At 53.1% G+C, this 15,845-nt stretch carries 21 protein-coding genes; 10 read left to right on the forward strand and 11 right to left on the reverse strand.

Annotated elements, in window-relative coordinates:
* Positions 1 to 69: 69 nt before the first annotated feature.
* From cgtA to rplU, 4 genes are all read right to left on the reverse strand, one after another.
* Positions 70 to 1,242 (reverse strand): Obg family GTPase CgtA, encoded by a 1,173-nt coding sequence (gene cgtA, locus ACI2I2_RS08680; RefSeq protein WP_404657556.1) that lies wholly within the window; start codon positions 1,240 to 1,242, stop codon positions 70 to 72.
* Between the two features lie 15 nt (positions 1,243 to 1,257).
* A complete protein-coding gene (locus tag ACI2I2_RS08685; RefSeq protein ID WP_404657557.1) occupies positions 1,258 to 2,223 on the reverse strand; it encodes a DMT family transporter in 966 nt (321 codons plus the stop codon).
* Positions 2,224 to 2,316: 93 nt separating this feature from the next.
* On the reverse strand, positions 2,317 to 2,574 hold the full coding sequence (gene rpmA / locus ACI2I2_RS08690; protein WP_097164196.1) for a 50S ribosomal protein L27: 258 nt from the start codon (positions 2,572 to 2,574) through the stop codon (positions 2,317 to 2,319).
* Between the two features lie 19 nt (positions 2,575 to 2,593).
* Positions 2,594 to 2,905, reverse strand: coding sequence for a 50S ribosomal protein L21 (gene rplU / locus ACI2I2_RS08695; protein WP_000271401.1), 312 nt, complete (start codon positions 2,903 to 2,905; stop codon positions 2,594 to 2,596).
* Between the two features lie 257 nt (positions 2,906 to 3,162).
* Here rplU and ispB point away from each other — a divergent pair, with 257 nt between their 5' ends.
* Positions 3,163 to 4,134 carry an octaprenyl diphosphate synthase gene (gene ispB / locus ACI2I2_RS08700; protein ID WP_404657558.1) on the forward strand — a complete coding sequence of 324 codons (972 nt, stop codon included), beginning with the start codon at positions 3,163 to 3,165 and terminating at the stop codon, positions 4,132 to 4,134.
* Positions 4,135 to 4,320: 186 nt separating this feature from the next.
* Positions 4,321 to 4,590 carry a DNA-binding transcriptional regulator SfsB gene (gene sfsB, locus ACI2I2_RS08705; RefSeq protein ID WP_404657559.1) on the forward strand — a complete coding sequence of 90 codons (270 nt, stop codon included), beginning with the start codon at positions 4,321 to 4,323 and terminating at the stop codon, positions 4,588 to 4,590.
* 59 nt (positions 4,591 to 4,649) lie between these two features.
* Here sfsB and murA read toward each other — a convergent pair whose 3' ends face one another.
* The 7 genes from murA to mlaF form a co-directional block, all read right to left on the reverse strand.
* Positions 4,650 to 5,909 carry a UDP-N-acetylglucosamine 1-carboxyvinyltransferase gene (gene murA, locus ACI2I2_RS08710; RefSeq protein WP_404657560.1) on the reverse strand — a complete coding sequence of 420 codons (1,260 nt, stop codon included), beginning with the start codon at positions 5,907 to 5,909 and terminating at the stop codon, positions 4,650 to 4,652.
* 52 nt (positions 5,910 to 5,961) lie between these two features.
* A complete protein-coding gene (gene ibaG, locus ACI2I2_RS08715) occupies positions 5,962 to 6,216 on the reverse strand; it encodes a BolA family iron metabolism protein IbaG (RefSeq protein WP_404657561.1) in 255 nt (84 codons plus the stop codon).
* 124 nt (positions 6,217 to 6,340) lie between these two features.
* The gene (gene mlaB, locus ACI2I2_RS08720; RefSeq protein ID WP_404657562.1) at positions 6,341 to 6,631 is read right to left on the reverse strand and encodes a lipid asymmetry maintenance protein MlaB; all 291 of its coding nucleotides are present in this window, start codon (positions 6,629 to 6,631) and stop codon (positions 6,341 to 6,343) included.
* Positions 6,631 to 7,266, reverse strand: a complete 636-nt coding sequence (mlaC, locus tag ACI2I2_RS08725; protein WP_404657563.1) for a phospholipid-binding protein MlaC — start codon at positions 7,264 to 7,266, stop codon at positions 6,631 to 6,633. Before mlaC ends, mlaB begins: the two co-directional genes overlap by 1 nt.
* Before the next feature lie 18 nt (positions 7,267 to 7,284).
* On the reverse strand, positions 7,285 to 7,836 hold the full coding sequence (mlaD, locus tag ACI2I2_RS08730) for an outer membrane lipid asymmetry maintenance protein MlaD (protein WP_404657564.1): 552 nt from the start codon (positions 7,834 to 7,836) through the stop codon (positions 7,285 to 7,287).
* 4 nt (positions 7,837 to 7,840) lie between these two features.
* Positions 7,841 to 8,623 (reverse strand): lipid asymmetry maintenance ABC transporter permease subunit MlaE, encoded by a 783-nt coding sequence (gene mlaE / locus ACI2I2_RS08735; protein ID WP_330983983.1) that lies wholly within the window; start codon positions 8,621 to 8,623, stop codon positions 7,841 to 7,843.
* Between the two features lie 7 nt (positions 8,624 to 8,630).
* Positions 8,631 to 9,443 (reverse strand): phospholipid ABC transporter ATP-binding protein MlaF, encoded by an 813-nt coding sequence (gene mlaF / locus ACI2I2_RS08740; protein ID WP_404657565.1) that lies wholly within the window; start codon positions 9,441 to 9,443, stop codon positions 8,631 to 8,633.
* A 209-nt stretch (positions 9,444 to 9,652) separates the two neighbouring features.
* Here mlaF and ACI2I2_RS08745 point away from each other — a divergent pair, with 209 nt between their 5' ends.
* From ACI2I2_RS08745 to hpf, 8 genes are read left to right on the forward strand one after another with little or no spacing between them, the layout of a single operon-like run.
* Entirely contained in the window at positions 9,653 to 10,630 is a 978-nt protein-coding gene (locus ACI2I2_RS08745; RefSeq protein WP_404657566.1) for a calcium/sodium antiporter, read from the forward strand.
* A 14-nt stretch (positions 10,631 to 10,644) separates the two neighbouring features.
* Positions 10,645 to 11,631 carry an arabinose-5-phosphate isomerase KdsD gene (kdsD, locus tag ACI2I2_RS08750; RefSeq protein WP_404657567.1) on the forward strand — a complete coding sequence of 329 codons (987 nt, stop codon included), beginning with the start codon at positions 10,645 to 10,647 and terminating at the stop codon, positions 11,629 to 11,631.
* A 14-nt stretch (positions 11,632 to 11,645) separates the two neighbouring features.
* Positions 11,646 to 12,212, forward strand: coding sequence for a 3-deoxy-manno-octulosonate-8-phosphatase KdsC (gene kdsC / locus ACI2I2_RS08755; RefSeq protein WP_330983987.1), 567 nt, complete (start codon positions 11,646 to 11,648; stop codon positions 12,210 to 12,212).
* The gene (lptC, locus tag ACI2I2_RS08760; RefSeq protein WP_404657568.1) at positions 12,209 to 12,772 is read left to right on the forward strand and encodes an LPS export ABC transporter periplasmic protein LptC; all 564 of its coding nucleotides are present in this window, start codon (positions 12,209 to 12,211) and stop codon (positions 12,770 to 12,772) included. The genes kdsC and lptC overlap by 4 nt, the downstream gene beginning before the upstream one ends.
* Positions 12,753 to 13,310, forward strand: coding sequence for a lipopolysaccharide ABC transporter substrate-binding protein LptA (gene lptA / locus ACI2I2_RS08765; RefSeq protein ID WP_404657569.1), 558 nt, complete (start codon positions 12,753 to 12,755; stop codon positions 13,308 to 13,310). Before lptC ends, lptA begins: the two co-directional genes overlap by 20 nt.
* A 6-nt stretch (positions 13,311 to 13,316) precedes the next feature.
* Complete coding sequence (lptB, locus tag ACI2I2_RS08770; protein ID WP_330983990.1) at positions 13,317 to 14,042, forward strand: LPS export ABC transporter ATP-binding protein; 726 nt, start codon at positions 13,317 to 13,319, stop codon at positions 14,040 to 14,042.
* A gap of 48 nt (positions 14,043 to 14,090) precedes the next feature.
* Positions 14,091 to 15,524 (forward strand): RNA polymerase factor sigma-54, encoded by a 1,434-nt coding sequence (gene rpoN / locus ACI2I2_RS08775; RefSeq protein WP_404657570.1) that lies wholly within the window; start codon positions 14,091 to 14,093, stop codon positions 15,522 to 15,524.
* A 22-nt stretch (positions 15,525 to 15,546) separates the two neighbouring features.
* Positions 15,547 to 15,834 carry a ribosome hibernation promoting factor gene (gene hpf / locus ACI2I2_RS08780; RefSeq protein WP_330983992.1) on the forward strand — a complete coding sequence of 96 codons (288 nt, stop codon included), beginning with the start codon at positions 15,547 to 15,549 and terminating at the stop codon, positions 15,832 to 15,834.
* Positions 15,835 to 15,845: the final 11 nt, after the last annotated feature.

A 15,845-nucleotide genomic window follows, 5' to 3' on the forward strand; every position in this document is an offset into this window, starting at 1 on the left:
TGGCGCTGCGCTTACCCGACCTGCTGTTCTTGCAGGCCCGACAAACGAAGTGCCGTCGGGCAACAGAACTTAGTGCTTGTAGATGAACTCAACGCCTTCTTCGTCGTCTTCATCCCAGTCGTCGTCCCAGTCATCATCATCTTCAACGTCAGCGCCTTCAAGCTGCTCGCGATGATAATCGTCCCACATGAACTCGACTTTCTCTGGCTGTTTCTCTTCTTCCGCTTTCGCGACCGGGTTTTCGATGATGAAGGTCATCACATCCCAGCAAAGATCTTTCACGCCCTGCTGGCTTGCCGCGGAGATCAGGTAGAACTTGTCTTCCCAGCCCAGCGCTTCAGCAATGGCTTTCGCTTTGGCTTCTGCCTCGGCTTTGTCCATCAGGTCGATTTTGTTGAACACCAACCAGCGTGGTTTTTCAGCCAGCTTCTCGCTGTATTTTTCCAGTTCGCCGATGATGATGCGGGCGTTTTCCACTGGATCGGAACCGTCAATCGGATCGATATCGATCAGATGAAGCAGTACGCGGCAACGCTCAAGGTGTTTAAGGAAGCGAATGCCCAGGCCAGCGCCTTCCGCTGCGCCTTCAATCAGGCCAGGGATGTCGGCGACCACAAAGCTCTTTTCGTTGTCCATACGAACAACACCAAGGCTTGGCACCAGCGTGGTGAAGGGATAATCCGCTACTTTCGGCTTAGCGGCAGAAACGGCGCGAATAAAGGTAGATTTACCGGCGTTCGGCATCCCCAACATCCCAACATCTGCCAACAGCATCAATTCGAGCTGCAGGTCACGCTTGTCACCCGGCGTACCCATGGTCTTTTGACGTGGAGTACGGTTAACGGAAGACTTAAAGCGGGTGTTGCCCAGACCGTGCCAGCCGCCCTTAGCGACCATCAGACGCTGACCATGCTTAGTCATGTCGCCCATCGTCTCGCCAGTGCCCTGGTCAATCACACGGGTGCCCACAGGGACTTTTACGGTGACGTCTTTGCCACGTTTACCCGTACAGTCACGGCTTTGGCCATTCTGACCACGTTCCGCGCGGAAAGATTTTTCAAAACGGTAATCGATCAGGGTGTTGAGGTTTTCGTCAGCTTCGAGCCAAACGTCACCACCATCACCGCCGTCACCGCCGTCCGGGCCGCCTCGTGGGATATATTTTTCGCGACGGAAGCTTACGCAACCGTTGCCACCATCCCCTGCTACGACCAGGATCGTTGCTTCATCAACAAACTTCATTTTACTCTCCGTAAATCATTCGCCTGAGCGGGGTAACGGGACTACCGCTTCACGCTTACGCCACCGTCCCCATAGACGATGACCAATGGCGGAATACATCGCGCCCGCAACCACGACAAACGCACCGAGATAACCTAAAAGGTTTAACATCGGTCTGGCGAAGAAATCGGGCCAGGCCATTGATAACAAATCTGAAAATAACAGTGTAAACAGCGGGGTCAGCGTAATCAGAGCGCTGACCTGCGCCGCCTGCCAACGGGCCATGGCTTCCGCCAGTGCCCCATAACCCACCAGGGTGTTGAGCCCGCAAAAAATCAGGCACGCCAGTTGCCAGTCACTCAACTGAGCAATTACGCCCGGCCTGGCTAACGGCAATAACGCTATCGTACATAAAGTGTACAGCAAAAACAGGATCTGCTGTGAGGCCAGACGGCGCAATAACACCTTTTGCGCGACCCCATAACTCACCCAGACCGTTGCCGCGCCAACACCGAAAATGACACCCCAGGTGTAATCCGTCAGGCGTGTGAAAATCTCAATCAGGCTGGTGTTGAAGAAGAGCATCAGCCCACAAAGCAACATTGCGGCACCGATTATCTGGGTGCCACGCATTTTCTCTTTCAGGATGACGACGCTCGCCACCATCATCCCCACAGGCGAGAGTTGTCCTATCACCTGCGATGCCGTAGGGCTCAAATACTGCAGGGACGAACTGAACAGAATGAAGTTACCAAACAGCCCACCCGTGGCGATGGCCAACAGCACCAGCCAACGCGGCTTGCGAAAAAGATGCAACTGCGGAAGTTTGCCTTTGATAGCAAGAATGGTCCCCAGACCGAGACTCGCCATCAGGAAGCGGTAGAACACGATGGTAGGAGGTTCCATCACCTCCAGCACCTGCTTCATTGCAATCGGCAACGCACCCCAACACATCGCGGTGGTGAGCGCCAAAAGAATACCAATGCCCGCTTGCTGCTTCATGCCCGTTATCCCTGTCAGAAATTTTCCGGACTCTCAATGTAAAAAGCCCCGCAACACGTTGCGGGGCTTTCATCCGTTACCGGACCGAAAAACTTACTCAGCAACGATGCTGATGAATTTACGGTTGTTCGGACCTTTAACTTCGAATTTCACTTTACCGTCTGCTTTAGCAAACAGAGTGTGGTCACGGCCGCAACCAACGTTGTTGCCAGCGTGGAATTTGGTACCACGTTGACGAACGATGATGCTACCTGCCAGAACAGTTTCGCCACCGAAACGTTTTACACCCAGACGTTTAGCTTCTGAGTCGCGACCGTTACGAGTTGAGCCGCCAGCCTTTTTATGTGCCATTTAATCTACTCCTCAGGTCTTAGGCGCTGATGCCAGTAATTTTCACATCAGTGAACCACTGACGATGGCCCTGCTGCTTACGATAGTGTTTACGACGACGAAACTTAACGATTTTAACTTTCTCGCCACGACCGTGAGCAACAACTTCAGCTTTGATTACGCCGCCATCAACGAAAGGAACGCCGATTTTGACTTCTTCACCGTTTGCGATCATCAGAACTTCAGCGAACTCAACAGTTTCGCCAGTTGCGATGTCCAGCTTTTCCAGGCGAACGGTCTGACCTTCGCTTACTCGGTGTTGTTTACCACCACTTTGGAAAACCGCGTACATATAAAACTCCGCTTCCGCGCACATCCTCGTGTGATTCAGAGTGCGCTATAAATATTCACAATAGGGCGCGAATATTACGCAAAACGAGAGCCTTTGACAAGAGTGTTTGTCGTTCCATGCAGAAAAAAAATACAACCCGCACGGTAACGTTTATCTGCGCCGTTTTTTCAGTACAATCAGGGCTACAATTGTAAACCAATCTCTTCGTTATCCCTTATGGATAAGCGGTAAACAGGACATTAAGCCCGGCTTTTGCGATGAATTTAGAAAAAATCAATGAGTTAACCGCGCAAGATATGGCGGGAGTGAATGCGGCAATCCTTGAGCAGCTCAATTCTGACGTCCAACTGATCAACCAGTTAGGCTACTACATCGTCAGCGGAGGCGGGAAACGCATTCGTCCAATGATCGCAGTTCTGGCAGCACGCGCTGTCGGCTATGAGGGAAATGCACACGTCACTATCGCTGCACTGATCGAGTTTATCCACACCGCCACCCTACTGCATGATGACGTTGTGGATGAATCTGACATGCGTCGAGGTAAAGCCACCGCCAACGCCGCGTTTGGCAATGCTGCCAGCGTTCTGGTGGGCGATTTTATCTATACTCGCGCATTCCAGATGATGACCAGTCTCGGATCGTTGAAGATCCTGGAAGTGATGTCCGAAGCCGTTAACGTGATTGCAGAGGGTGAAGTGCTGCAATTGATGAACGTTAACGATCCGAACATTACGGAAGAGAACTACATGCGGGTTATCTACAGCAAAACCGCACGTCTGTTTGAAGCCGCCGCGCAGTGTTCAGGGCTTCTTGCGGGCTGCACCACCGAACAAGAGAAAGGGCTGCAGGATTATGGCCGTTATCTTGGCACTGCCTTCCAGTTGATTGACGATCTGCTCGACTACAGCGCAGACGGCGAAACGCTGGGTAAAAATGTCGGTGACGATCTTAACGAAGGCAAGCCAACGCTGCCTCTGCTGCATGCCATGCGCAACGGTACGCCAGAGCAAGCTGCGATGATCCGCCAGGCTATCGAGGAAGGCAACGGTCGCCATTTACTCGAACCTGTATTGGAAGCCATGGCCGCCTGCGGTTCTCTGGAATGGACCCGTCAACGCGCTGAAGAAGAAGCAGACAAAGCTATCGACTCCCTGCAATCTCTTCCCGATACGCCATGGCGTGAAGCATTGATTGCCCTCGCGCACATCGCAGTACAACGCGACCACTAATCTGTTCCCGCGCTCTGCGCGGGAAAGTTCTATTAAAGCACCCTCTCCTGTCCGCGCCTGGCAACATCTTAATTTAATCCGAATATCCTTTCCCTTTACTTGAACTTTTTAGAACTACATCGCTTTCAGCGCTATAGTACAACCCCCACCAGAAAGGGGTTATTGGTTTATCAACAGGGAGAAAGTATGGATAAATTTATCGACTGGCATCCTGCAGATATTATTGCCGGACTGCGCAAGAAAGGAACATCGTTAGCGGCAGAATCCCGTAAGAATGGCCTTAGCTCATCAACACTGGCTAATGCGCTTACCCGACCCTGGCCGAAAGGTGAGATGATCATTGCCACAGCATTGGGCACTGACCCATGGATTATCTGGCCATCGCGTTACCACGATCCTATCACTCACGAATTTATCGACAGAACGCAGCAGAGAAGACAACTGAAAGAGAAGTGAGTCAATCCAGCAACCCCCGCGTCGGTTAAGACGGGGGGATGCCAGACTGAAAAGCGAGATTACTCGCCTTTGATACGTTCGATGTTAGCGCCCAACGCACGAAGTTTATCTTCGATACGCTCGTAGCCACGATCGATGTGGTAAATACGTTCTACAACCGTTGTTCCTTCTGCAATACAGCCAGCCAGCACCAGGCTTGCAGAAGCACGCAGATCGGTCGCCATCACCTGAGCGCCAGAAAGTTTCTCAACGCCGTGGCAAATCGCGGTATTACTTTCGATTTCTGCATGTGCACCCATACGGATCAGTTCCGGTAAGTGCATGAAGCGGTTTTCGAAGATGGTTTCTGTTACCACACCCGTTCCTTCCGCCACCAGGTTCAACAGAGTGAACTGAGCCTGCATGTCCGTTGGGAAACCAGGATGTGGAGCGGTGCGCACGTTGACCGCTTTCGGGCGTTTACCGTGCATGTCAAGGCTGATCCAGTCTTCACCGACTTCGATATCTGCCCCTGCTTCACGCAGTTTCGCCAGTACCGCATCAAGCGTATCCGGCTGAGCATGACGACAAACAATTTTCCCGCCAGAGATAGCAGCAGCCACCAGGAACGTACCGGTTTCGATACGGTCTGGCAGAACACGGTACACACCGCCACCCAGACGCGGCACGCCTTCGATGGTAATACGGTCGGAACCCTGGCCAGTGATTTTCGCGCCCAGCGTGTTGAGGAAGTTAGCCGTATCAACGATTTCCGGCTCGCGCGCGGCGTTTTCGATGATGGTCGTCCCTTCGGCAAGCGTCGCGGCACTCATGATGGTGACAGTGGCGCCTACGCTCACTTTGTCCATCACGATATGGGCACCTTTCAGGCGGCCATTCACGGAAGCTTTAACGTAACCTTCTTCCAGTTTGATCTCCGCGCCCAGTTGCTCAAGGCCGGTGATATGCAAATCGACTGGACGTGCGCCAATAGCGCAACCACCCGGCAGAGAAACCTGGCCCTGACCAAAACGAGCCACCAGCGGACCCAGCGCCCAGATAGAAGCACGCATGGTTTTCACCAGCTCATAAGGAGCGCAGAACACGTTCACGTTGCTGGCATCGATCCAGACAGATCCGTTGCGATCGACTTTGGTGCCCAACTGGCTCAGCAGCTTCATGGTGGTGTCGATGTCTTTCAGCTTCGGCACGTTCTGAATTTCTACTGGCTCTTCCGCCAACAGTGCCGCGAAGAGGATCGGCAGCGCAGCATTTTTAGCGCCGGAGATGCTCACTTCGCCCTGAAGACGCGTTGGCCCCTGTACACGAAATTTATCCATTCGTTGATATCTCTTTTAAAATTCACCTGCGCGAAGGGCGGCTGCCCGTCGCTCAAAAACCGTTGAGCTTGCGATCGCGTTCCCATTCGGTCGGGGTATACGCCTTGATCGACAGGGCATGAATGCGGTTATCAGCAATGTATTCCATCAGCGGGGCATAAACGGCCTGCTGTTTCTTTACCCGGCTCATACCATCAAACAGACTGCCCACGGCAATAACCTGAAAGTGACTGCCGTCGCCAGTGACGTGGGCTTCCTGAAGGGAGAGTGCATTCATGAGCACCGTCTGAATTTCATGATTTTCCATGGGGTAATTTCATCTGATAGTGAAAACAGCCCAATATCTTAGAGGAAAGTGAAGCGGTCTTAAACAGACAAAAAGCCCCGACGCACAAAACGTTGAGGCTTTTAAGAATAATGCATTGAATACGTTAAGGGATCAGGTCGACGGGAAGGTTGTAAAGTTGCACCAGCGTATTCATCTTTTCGCTTTTGCCGACGATAGTCACCTGATTGCCCTGAGCGCGAATGAGCGCCACCAGATGGATAAGCAGCGCAACACCTGCGGTGTCCACACGGCTAATCTGACTGAGGTCAATCGTGTCGACGCCCAGAGTGGCCTCTTCGCGAGCGTCCCAAAGAGGAACCAGAAAATCCTGATCAAGTTCCCCTTGCAGGCGTAATTGCCCGGCTTCCCGCGTCCAGCGAAGCGAATCGGCCATTACTTTTTCTGATCCAGCGTGATGGGCTGCTTAGCAATAGACTGCAACTGCGCGGTCAGGCCATCGATGCCTTTGGTACGCAGCAGATCGCTCCACTCATTCTGTTTGGTGGTGATCATGCTGACCCCTTCGGCAATCATGTCAAACGCCTGCCAGTTGCCCGTTTGGGTATTTTTACGCCACTGGAAATCAAGGCGAACCGGTGGGCGGCCATTGGGGTCAATGATGGTCACGCGAATCGGTAAAATCGTCGCATCGCCCAGCGGTTGTTCCGGTGCAATCTGGTAAGTCTGACCATGGTACATCGCCAGTGCCTGGCCGTAAGCCTGCTTCAGGTATTCGTGGAACGCCGCAAAATAGGCTTCACGCTGAGCTGGCGTCGCATCACGGTAGTAGCGGCCCAATACCAGCGCTCCGGCATACTTCACCTGAACATACGGCATCAATTCCTGGTCGACTATCTGACGCAGGTAATCCGGGTTGGAACGAATTTTTGGCTGCTCGTTTTTGAGGCGGTCAAAGGTTTTCTGCGCCGCTTCGTTCATCAGTTTATAAGGATTTGACTGATCGGCTGCCGTTGCCGCCGTCAGTGGGGCAATCACCAGCATGGCAATCATGAGTACACGTTTAAACATGAAGTAAGTCTCCTGAAATTAGTGCGTCGCTCCAGCCGGCGCGGCTGCATCAGTATGGTCTTCCGCCGGGCTTTGCGCATCGCCTGTCGTCTTAGTGTCGCTACCTTTGCTGTTGTAAAGGAACTGGCCAATGAGGTCTTCCAACACCATGGCTGATTTCGTGTCCTGGATAGTGCTGCCTTCTTTAAGCATAGACGTCCCCATTTCCGGATCGTCAAAACCGACATTCAGCGCCAGATACTGCTCACCCAGCAGCCCTGAAGTGCGGATAGCCAGCGAACTGGTATCCGGGATCTGGTTGTATTTCTCTTCGATATCCAGCGTCACGCGCGGCAGGTATGTTTTTGGATCGAGCGTAATATCGGCCACACGGCCTACGACAACGCCCCCGATACGTACCGGTGAACGCGCTTTCAGGCCACCGATATTATCGAAAGTGGCATACACCTGATAAGTCGGTTCAGTCCGTAAAGAGGTGACGTCTGCCGCTTTCAGGCACACAAACAGCGCCGCCAGAAATGCCACTAACAGAAATACGCCTACCCAGATTTCACTTTTTTTCGTTTGCATGAACTCAATTCCCAAACATCAGTGCAGTCAGCACAAAATCCAGCCCCAGCACCGCCAGCGACGAGTGCACCACGGTGCGGGTCGTTGCACGGCTGATCCCGGCGGAAGTGGGGATCGCATCATACCCGTTGAACAACGCAATCCACGTTACGGTAATGGCGAAGACCACGCTTTTAATCACGCAGTTCACCAGGTCCATTCGCCAGTCCACGGCATTTTGCATCGCCGACCAGAAGAACCCCGCATCAATACCTTTCCAGCTCACGCCCACCAAAGAACCACCCCAGATGCCAACGGCAACAAAGATGATAGTCAGCAGCGGGAGCGAAATAACACCCGCCCAAAAACGTGGGGCAATCACGCGGCGCAGCGGGTCCACCGCCATCATCTCCATGCTGGAGAGCTGTTCGGTGGCGCGCATCAGGCCAATTTCAGCCGTCAGCGCAGACCCTGCGCGCCCCGCAAACAGCAAAGCCGCAACCACCGGCCCCAGTTCACGCAGCAGCGACAGCGCCACCAGCATGCCAAGACTGGTTTCTGCGCTGTAGGTCGTCAGCACCAGATAGCCCTGAAGGCCCAGCACCATACCGATGAACACGCCCGAGACCAGAATGATCAGCATCGACAGCACGCCAACGTTATAGAGCTGACGCACTAATAACGGCGCATGCTTACGAAACTCGGGCTTGCCAACGATGGCGTTGAATAACATCAACCCAGCCCGCCCAAAAGTCCTCAGGGTTTTAATCCCCCGATGACCCAGCGAAGCCAGTGCATTTAACAGCATGAGTAACTTAACTCCCTGTTCCGAGAAGATCGTGACGATACTCGCCCGCCGGATAGCGGAACGGCACCGGGCCGTCGGCGATACCATCGAGGAACTGACGCACACGCGGATCGCTGTTGTCCTGTAGCGATTGCGCGCTGCCATGAGCGACGATTTTTTTATCGGCAACGATATAGGCGTAATCCGCGATGCTCAGCACTTCCGGCACATCATGAGACACCACGATGCAAGTCACGCCCAGTGCGCTGTTGAGCTCTGAAATCAGTTTTACCAGCACGCCCATGGTGATGGGGTCCTGGCCAACAAAGGGCTCATCGAACATGATGAGATCGGGCTCAAGTGCAATCGCACGGGCCAGCGCCGCGCGCCGCGCCATCCCGCCAGACAGCTCAGAAGGCATCAGTTTAGCCGCACCGCGCAATCCGACCGCTTCAAGCTTCATCATCACCGTGCTTTTCAGTAACGCCGCAGGCAGACGCGTGTGTTCGCGCAGCGGATAAGCGACGTTATCGAAAACATTCATATCGGTAAACAACGCGCCGGACTGAAACAGCATGCTCATCCGCTTACGGACTGCATACAGGCGCGAGCGAGACATCTTTGGCACGTCTTCGCCGTCGAAAAGAATTTCACCGCCGTCAGGCGGAATTTGCCCGCCAATAAGACGCAGCAGTGTTGTTTTGCCGATCCCTGACGGCCCCATGATGGCTGTAATCTTCCCACGCGGTACCGACAAAGAGATGTTGTCGAAAATTGTTCGCGTACCGCGAGTAAAACTGACACCACGGACGTCGACCAAATTATCCGGTTTCTGGTTCATAGGTTATCCCTGGAAAAACCTCATCAGGTTAAGCATGGCGTGTTATGACGCCACTAACCCATCATTTTTACAGAATCTTACCCGCCGTGGTTAGCGAAAGCAGGCATTTGTTTTACTTTTTCAACGCATAAAGTCAAAATTAAGAATTCGTCCACGCCTTGCGTAGGGTGCAAGTTGGTTGGCGATTATACCTGAAGAAAGGACTTTAGATGCTTTTAGCGACGGCTCTGTTAATAATTGGTTTACTTCTGGTGGTCTACAGTGCCGATCGTCTGGTCTTCGCAGCCTCGATACTTTGCCGCGCAATGAATCTTCCGCCGCTGATCATTGGCATGACGGTGGTCAGTGTCGGCACCTCGTTACCCGAGATTATTGTCTCTGTCACCGCTTCTTTTCACGGGCAAATCGATCTCGCTATTGGCACAGCTATCGGCTCGAATATCATTAACATTCTGCTGATCCTCGGCCTGGCTGCGCTGCTTCATTCATTTACCGTCCATTCCGATATCCTGCGCCGCGAATTGCCGCTAATGTTAGTCGTAAGTCTTTTCGCAGGTTTTGTGCTGTATGATGGGCAGCTCACCAGAATGGATGGCTGCTTCCTGTTTGCTCTCGCCGCCTTGTGGTTGTTTTATATTGTGAAAATCGCCCGGCTCGCCGAGCGACAAGGCAATGACAGCCTGACGCGAGAACAGCTTGCCGAGCTGCCGAGAGAAGGTTCTTTGCCCGTCGCCTGTCTGTGGCTTGGTGTGGCGCTGATTATCATGCCGATGGCGACCCGTATGGTGGTGGATAACGCCACCGTGCTGGCGAACTATTTTGCGATGAGCGAACTGACCATCGGCCTGACCGTTATTGCTATCGGCACCAGCCTGCCGGAGCTTGCGACGGCGATAGCCGGCGCACGGAAAGGAGAAGACGATATCGCCATCGGTAATATCATCGGCTCCAACATTTTTAATATCGCCATCGTGATGGGCATTCCGGCGTTCATTGCGCCAGGAGAGTTCAACCCGTTGGCGTTTAGCCGTGATTACGGGGTGATGGTGCTGGTCAGCGTGATTTTTGCCCTGCTGTGCTGGCGCCGAAAACCGCAAATTGGTAAAGGCGCAGGCGCGTTGTTGACGGGCTGCTTTATCGTTTGGCTGGCGTTCCTTTGGTGGGGCACGCCGTTTTTCGCAGAGTGAATCGGGATAACATTATGTCGCAAATAGATTTGCAACCGGATTTTGACTTTCAGCAGGCAGGCCTTGAGGTGCTGGAGATTGAACGTGAAGGTCTGGCTCAGCTCGATCAATACATTAATCAGGACTTCGCCCTCGCCTGCGAGAAAATAGCCGACTGCGGCGGTAAAGTTGTGGTGATGGGCATGGGCAAATCCGGGCACATTGGCCGCAAGATGGCTGCTACGTTCGCCAGCACCGGCACTTCCTCTTTCTTTGTGCATCCTGGCGAGGCCGCACACGGTGATCTGGGGATGGTCACGCCACAGGATGTGGTCATCGCCTTATCCAACTCTGGCGAATCAAACGAAATTCTGGCGCTCATTCCTGTGCTCAAACGCCTTCATGTGCCGCTTATCTGCATGACCAGCCGCCCTGAGAGCAGCATGGCGAAAGCCGCCGACATTCATCTTTGTGTCAGCGTCCCCAAAGAAGCCTGCCCGCTCGGGCTTGCCCCAACGTCCAGCACCACGGCGGCGTTGGTGATGGGCGATGCCCTTGCCGTTGCTTTACTGAAAGCTCGTGGTTTCACCGCTGAAGACTTCGCGCTTTCGCACCCAGGCGGCGCACTTGGGCGCAAATTGCTTTTACGCGTCAATGACATCATGCACACTGGTGACGAAATTCCCCAGGTCAGCAAAGACGCCTCCCTTCGCGATGCGTTGCTGGAGATCACGCGCAAAAATCTGGGCATGACCGTTATCTGCGACGATCAAATGCAAATCGAAGGTATTTTCACCGATGGCGACCTGCGTCGGGTATTCGATATGGGCGTTGATGTGCGCGATCTCAGTATTGCCGATGTCATGACGCACGGTGGCGTTCGTGTTCGTCCGGGCATTCTGGCGGTAGATGCCCTGAACCTGATGCAGTCCCGTCATATCACCTGCGTGATGGTTGCTGATGGCGACCATCTGCTGGGTGTGTTACATATGCATGATCTGCTGCGCGCTGGCGTAGTGTAAGTAAGGAAAAAACAATGAGTAATGCTGGCGCGTCGGTAACGACCTGCTATGGCCCGGTCAGTACGCAGGTTATCGAGCGGGCGGAGAAAATCCGTCTGCTGATCCTTGATGTCGATGGCGTCCTGTCTGACGGTTTGATTTATATGGGCAACAACGGTGAAGAGCTGAAAGCCTTTAACGTTCGCGATGGCTACGGGATACGTTGTGCGCTGACTTCAGGCATAGAAGTTGCAATCATCACCGGGCGAAAAGCTAAACTGGTAGAAGACCGCTGCAAAACGCTGGGCATTACCCATCTGTGGCAAGGGCAGTCGGATAAGCTCATTGCTTACCGCGAGCTCCTGAAGACGTTATCTTTACGTCCGGATGAAGTGGCTTATGTCGGTGACGACCTGATTGACTGGCCAGTGATGGCTGACGTTGGCCTGAGTGTCGCCGTTGCAGATGCCCATCCGCTGTTGCCACCACGCGCGGATTATGTGACCCGCATTGATGGCGGACGTGGCGCGGTTCGTGAAGTCTGCGACCTGCTGCTGCTGGCTCAGGGCAAACTGGATGAAGCCAAAGGGCAATCAATATGAGTAAAACCAGACGTTGGGTTATCATTCTGCTTTCACTGCTGGCGCTGGTGCTGATTGGCTTTAACCTGGTCGATAAAGACGACACCACGCAGGCCGTGGTCAGCAATAACGATCCGACGTACAAAAGTGAGCACACTGATACGGTGGTTTACAGCCCTGAAGGTGCGCTGAACTACCGGTTAATCGCAGAGCATGTCGAGTATTTTTCCGATCAGGCCATTTCCTGGTTCACCCGACCGTTCTTAACCACTTTTGACGTCAATAAAGTGCCGACGTGGTCCATCAGGGCCGATAAGGCCAAACTGACAAATGACCGTATGCTGTATCTTTACGGACACGTTGAGATCAACGCGTTGACGCCCGACTCTCAACTTCGCAAAGTCACGACGGACAATGCCATTGTGAATCTGGTCACTCAAGATGTGAGTTCAGACGATCTGGTGACTTTGTACGGTACAACATTTAATTCCAGCGGCCTTAAAATGCGCGGCAACTTACGCAGCAAAAACGCCGAGCTGATTGAAAAGGTGAGAACCTCTTATGAAATTCAAAACAAATAAATTCAGCCTCAAGCTTGCTCTCGCCAGTGCTTTGCTGGCCGCCAGTCTGCCAGCGCTGGCGTTGACGGGCGATACCGATCAGCCGATTCACATTGAGTCCGATCAGCAATCCCTCGACATGCAGGGCAACGTGGCAACGTTTACCGGCAACGTCATCGTGACTCAGGGCAGCATCAAGATTAATGCCGATAAAGTCGTGGTAACTCGTCCTGCGGGCGAAAAAGGCAAAGAGACGATTGATGGCTACGGTAATCCGGCCACCTTCTATCAGATGCAGGACAGCGGAAAACCTGTTAAAGGTCACGCCTCCAAAATGCATTATGAAGTTGCCAGCGATCTGGTCGTCCTGACCGGCAAGGCTTATCTGGAACAGCTCGACAGCAATATCACCGGTGACAAAATTACCTATCTGGTGAAAGAGCAAAAAATGCAGGCGTTTAGCGACAAAGGTAAGCGCGTAACAACCGTTCTGGTACCGTCGCAGCTGCAGGATAAGAGCGGCGCCAACAAACCGGCTGAGCAAAAGAAGAGTAACTAATACGTTATGGCAACATTAACTGCGAAGAATCTTGCGAAAGCCTATAAGGGACGTCGGGTGGTTGAAGACGTCAGCCTGACGGTCAATTCGGGTGAAATCGTTGGCCTGTTGGGGCCTAACGGTGCAGGCAAAACCACCACCTTCTACATGGTGGTCGGCATTGTGTCCCGCGATGCGGGCAACATCATTATTGATGATGAAGACATCAGCCTGCTGCCGCTGCATGCACGTGCACGCCGGGGTATCGGCTACCTGCCGCAGGAAGCCTCTATTTTCCGCCGTCTGAGCGTGTTCGACAACCTGATGGCTGTGTTGCAAATCCGTGATGACCTCACCAATGAGCAACGTGTTGATCGTGCCAACGAGCTGATGGAAGAGTTTCACATCGAACATCTGCGTGACAGCCTCGGTCAGGCCCTGTCCGGGGGCGAGCGCCGCCGTGTCGAAATTGCCCGTGCGCTTGCGGCAAATCCGAAATTTATCCTGCTCGATGAACCGTTTGCCGGTGTTGACCCTATCTCGGTCATCGACATCAAACGCATCATTGAGCATCTGCGCGACAGCGGTCTTGGTGTGCTCATCACCGACCACAACGTTCGTGAAACGTTAGCGGTTTGTGAACGTGCTTACATCGTAAGCCAGGGGCATCTGATTGCCCACGGCACGCCAGAACAAATCCTTCAAGACGAACATGTTAAGCGTGTGTATCTTGGGGAAGACTTCAGACTCTGATAGGGTAGTGACTACAGACATTTCTGGTCGGAGATATTTGCCCTGATTATGAAGCAAGGTTTGCAATTAAGGCTCAGTCAACAGCTCGCCATGACGCCGCAACTGCAACAGGCTATTCGCTTGTTGCAGCTTTCTACGCTCGAGCTGCAACAGGAACTCCAGCAAGCGCTGGAGAGTAATCCCCTGCTTGAGCAAACCGATCTTCACGAAGAAGTTGATTCGCAAGAAGAAACTGACAACGAAGCCTTCGACACCGTCGATGCACTCGAACAAAAAGAGATGCCGGACGAGCTGCCGCTCGATGCCAGTTGGGACGAAATCTACACCGCGGGTACCCCTTCCGGCACCGGTACTGATTATCAGGACGACGAATTACCTGTCTATCAGGGTGAAACCACGCAATCGCTTCAGGACTATCTGATGTGGCAAGTGGAGCTGACCCCTTTTTCCGACACCGATCGCGCCATCGCCACCTCTATCGTCAATGCCGTTGATGACACAGGTTATCTCACGGCCACCGTCGAAGAGATCCTCGAAAGCATCGGCAACGACGAGTTGGATCTTGATGAAGTGGAAGCGGTGCTCAAGCGCATTCAGCGCTTCGATCCTGTCGGTGTCGCCGCGAAAGATTTACGCGATTGCCTGTTGATCCAGCTTTCTCAGTTTGCCAAAGAGACGCCGTGGCTTGAAGAAGCGCGAAAGATCATCAGCGATCACCTCGATCTGCTGGCGAATCACGATTTTCGTTCTCTGATGCGCGTCACACGTCTCAAAGAAGACGTGCTGAAAGAAGCCGTCACGCTGATACAATCGCTGGACCCGCGCCCTGGTCAGTCTATTCAGACCGGCGAGCCAGAGTATGTCATTCCTGATGTGCTGGTCCGTAAAATCAGCGGCCGCTGGACTGTCGAGCTCAATTCTGACAGCATTCCGCGCCTGCAGATTAACCAGCACTATGCCGGGATGTGCAATACCGCTAAAAACGAGGCTGACAACCAGTTCATTCGCAGTAATTTGCAGGAAGCCAAATGGCTCATTAAAAGCCTGGAAAGCCGCAATGACACGCTGCTGCGGGTGAGCCGTTGCATCGTTGAGCAACAGCAGGCGTTTTTCGAGCAAGGCGAAGAGTTCATGAAACCCATGGTGCTGGCGGATATCGCCCAGGCTGTGGAAATGCATGAATCCACGATTTCACGCGTGACGACGCAAAAGTATCTTCACAGCCCACGAGGCATTTTTGAGCTTAAGTATTTCTTCTCCAGCCATGTGAACACCGAAGGCGGCGGCGAAGCCTCGTCCACGGCCATTCGAGCGTTGGTGAAGAAGTTAATTGCCGCGGAAAATCCCGCGAAACCACTGAGTGACAGTAAGCTGACCTCCATGCTGTCCGAACAGGGTATCATGGTGGCACGCCGCACCGTTGCAAAGTACCGAGAGTCTTTATCCATTCCGCCGTCCAACCAGCGTAAACAGCTGGTCTGACACAACCGATAAGGAAGACACTATGCAGCTCAATATCACAGGACACAACGTCGAAATCACTGACGCTCTGCGCGAGTTTGTGAATGCAAAATTTGCGAAGCTTGAGCAGTTTTTCGAACGGATCAATCAGGTCTATATTGTGTTAAAAGTGGAAAAAGTGACTCATATCTCGGACGCCACCCTGCATGTGAACGGGGGCGAAATTCATGCCAGTGCGGAAGGGCAGGATATGTATGCCGCCATCGACGGCCTGATTGATAAGCTGGCACGCCAGTTGACCAAACATAAAGATAAACTGAAACAACACTAATTGTCCGGGCG

Source organism: Scandinavium sp. NPDC088450 (assembly GCF_044900545.1).
In the GTDB taxonomy this organism is placed as follows: domain Bacteria; phylum Pseudomonadota; class Gammaproteobacteria; order Enterobacterales; family Enterobacteriaceae; genus Scandinavium.

What these genes read in the sequence shown, in the direction of transcription:
- cgtA (WP_404657556.1), bottom strand. Translation starts at nt 1,242, where the DNA reads ATGAAGTTTGTTGATGAAGCAACGATCCTGGTCGTAGCAGGGGATGGT.
- ACI2I2_RS08685 (WP_404657557.1), bottom strand. Translation starts at nt 2,223, where the DNA reads ATGAAGCAGCAAGCGGGCATTGGTATTCTTTTGGCGCTCACCACCGCG.
- rpmA (WP_097164196.1), bottom strand. Translation starts at nt 2,574, where the DNA reads ATGGCACATAAAAAGGCTGGCGGCTCAACTCGTAACGGTCGCGACTCA.
- rplU (WP_000271401.1), bottom strand. Translation starts at nt 2,905, where the DNA reads ATGTACGCGGTTTTCCAAAGTGGTGGTAAACAACACCGAGTAAGCGAA.
- ispB (WP_404657558.1), top strand. Translation starts at nt 3,163, where the DNA reads ATGAATTTAGAAAAAATCAATGAGTTAACCGCGCAAGATATGGCGGGA.
- sfsB (WP_404657559.1), top strand. Translation starts at nt 4,321, where the DNA reads ATGGATAAATTTATCGACTGGCATCCTGCAGATATTATTGCCGGACTG.
- murA (WP_404657560.1), bottom strand. Translation starts at nt 5,909, where the DNA reads ATGGATAAATTTCGTGTACAGGGGCCAACGCGTCTTCAGGGCGAAGTG.
- ibaG (WP_404657561.1), bottom strand. Translation starts at nt 6,216, where the DNA reads ATGGAAAATCATGAAATTCAGACGGTGCTCATGAATGCACTCTCCCTT.
- mlaB (WP_404657562.1), bottom strand. Translation starts at nt 6,631, where the DNA reads ATGGCCGATTCGCTTCGCTGGACGCGGGAAGCCGGGCAATTACGCCTG.
- mlaC (WP_404657563.1), bottom strand. Translation starts at nt 7,266, where the DNA reads ATGTTTAAACGTGTACTCATGATTGCCATGCTGGTGATTGCCCCACTG.
- mlaD (WP_404657564.1), bottom strand. Translation starts at nt 7,836, where the DNA reads ATGCAAACGAAAAAAAGTGAAATCTGGGTAGGCGTATTTCTGTTAGTG.
- mlaE (WP_330983983.1), bottom strand. Translation starts at nt 8,623, where the DNA reads ATGCTGTTAAATGCACTGGCTTCGCTGGGTCATCGGGGGATTAAAACC.
- mlaF (WP_404657565.1), bottom strand. Translation starts at nt 9,443, where the DNA reads ATGAACCAGAAACCGGATAATTTGGTCGACGTCCGTGGTGTCAGTTTT.
- ACI2I2_RS08745 (WP_404657566.1), top strand. Translation starts at nt 9,653, where the DNA reads ATGCTTTTAGCGACGGCTCTGTTAATAATTGGTTTACTTCTGGTGGTC.
- kdsD (WP_404657567.1), top strand. Translation starts at nt 10,645, where the DNA reads ATGTCGCAAATAGATTTGCAACCGGATTTTGACTTTCAGCAGGCAGGC.
- kdsC (WP_330983987.1), top strand. Translation starts at nt 11,646, where the DNA reads ATGAGTAATGCTGGCGCGTCGGTAACGACCTGCTATGGCCCGGTCAGT.
- lptC (WP_404657568.1), top strand. Translation starts at nt 12,209, where the DNA reads ATGAGTAAAACCAGACGTTGGGTTATCATTCTGCTTTCACTGCTGGCG.
- lptA (WP_404657569.1), top strand. Translation starts at nt 12,753, where the DNA reads ATGAAATTCAAAACAAATAAATTCAGCCTCAAGCTTGCTCTCGCCAGT.
- lptB (WP_330983990.1), top strand. Translation starts at nt 13,317, where the DNA reads ATGGCAACATTAACTGCGAAGAATCTTGCGAAAGCCTATAAGGGACGT.
- rpoN (WP_404657570.1), top strand. Translation starts at nt 14,091, where the DNA reads ATGAAGCAAGGTTTGCAATTAAGGCTCAGTCAACAGCTCGCCATGACG.
- hpf (WP_330983992.1), top strand. Translation starts at nt 15,547, where the DNA reads ATGCAGCTCAATATCACAGGACACAACGTCGAAATCACTGACGCTCTG.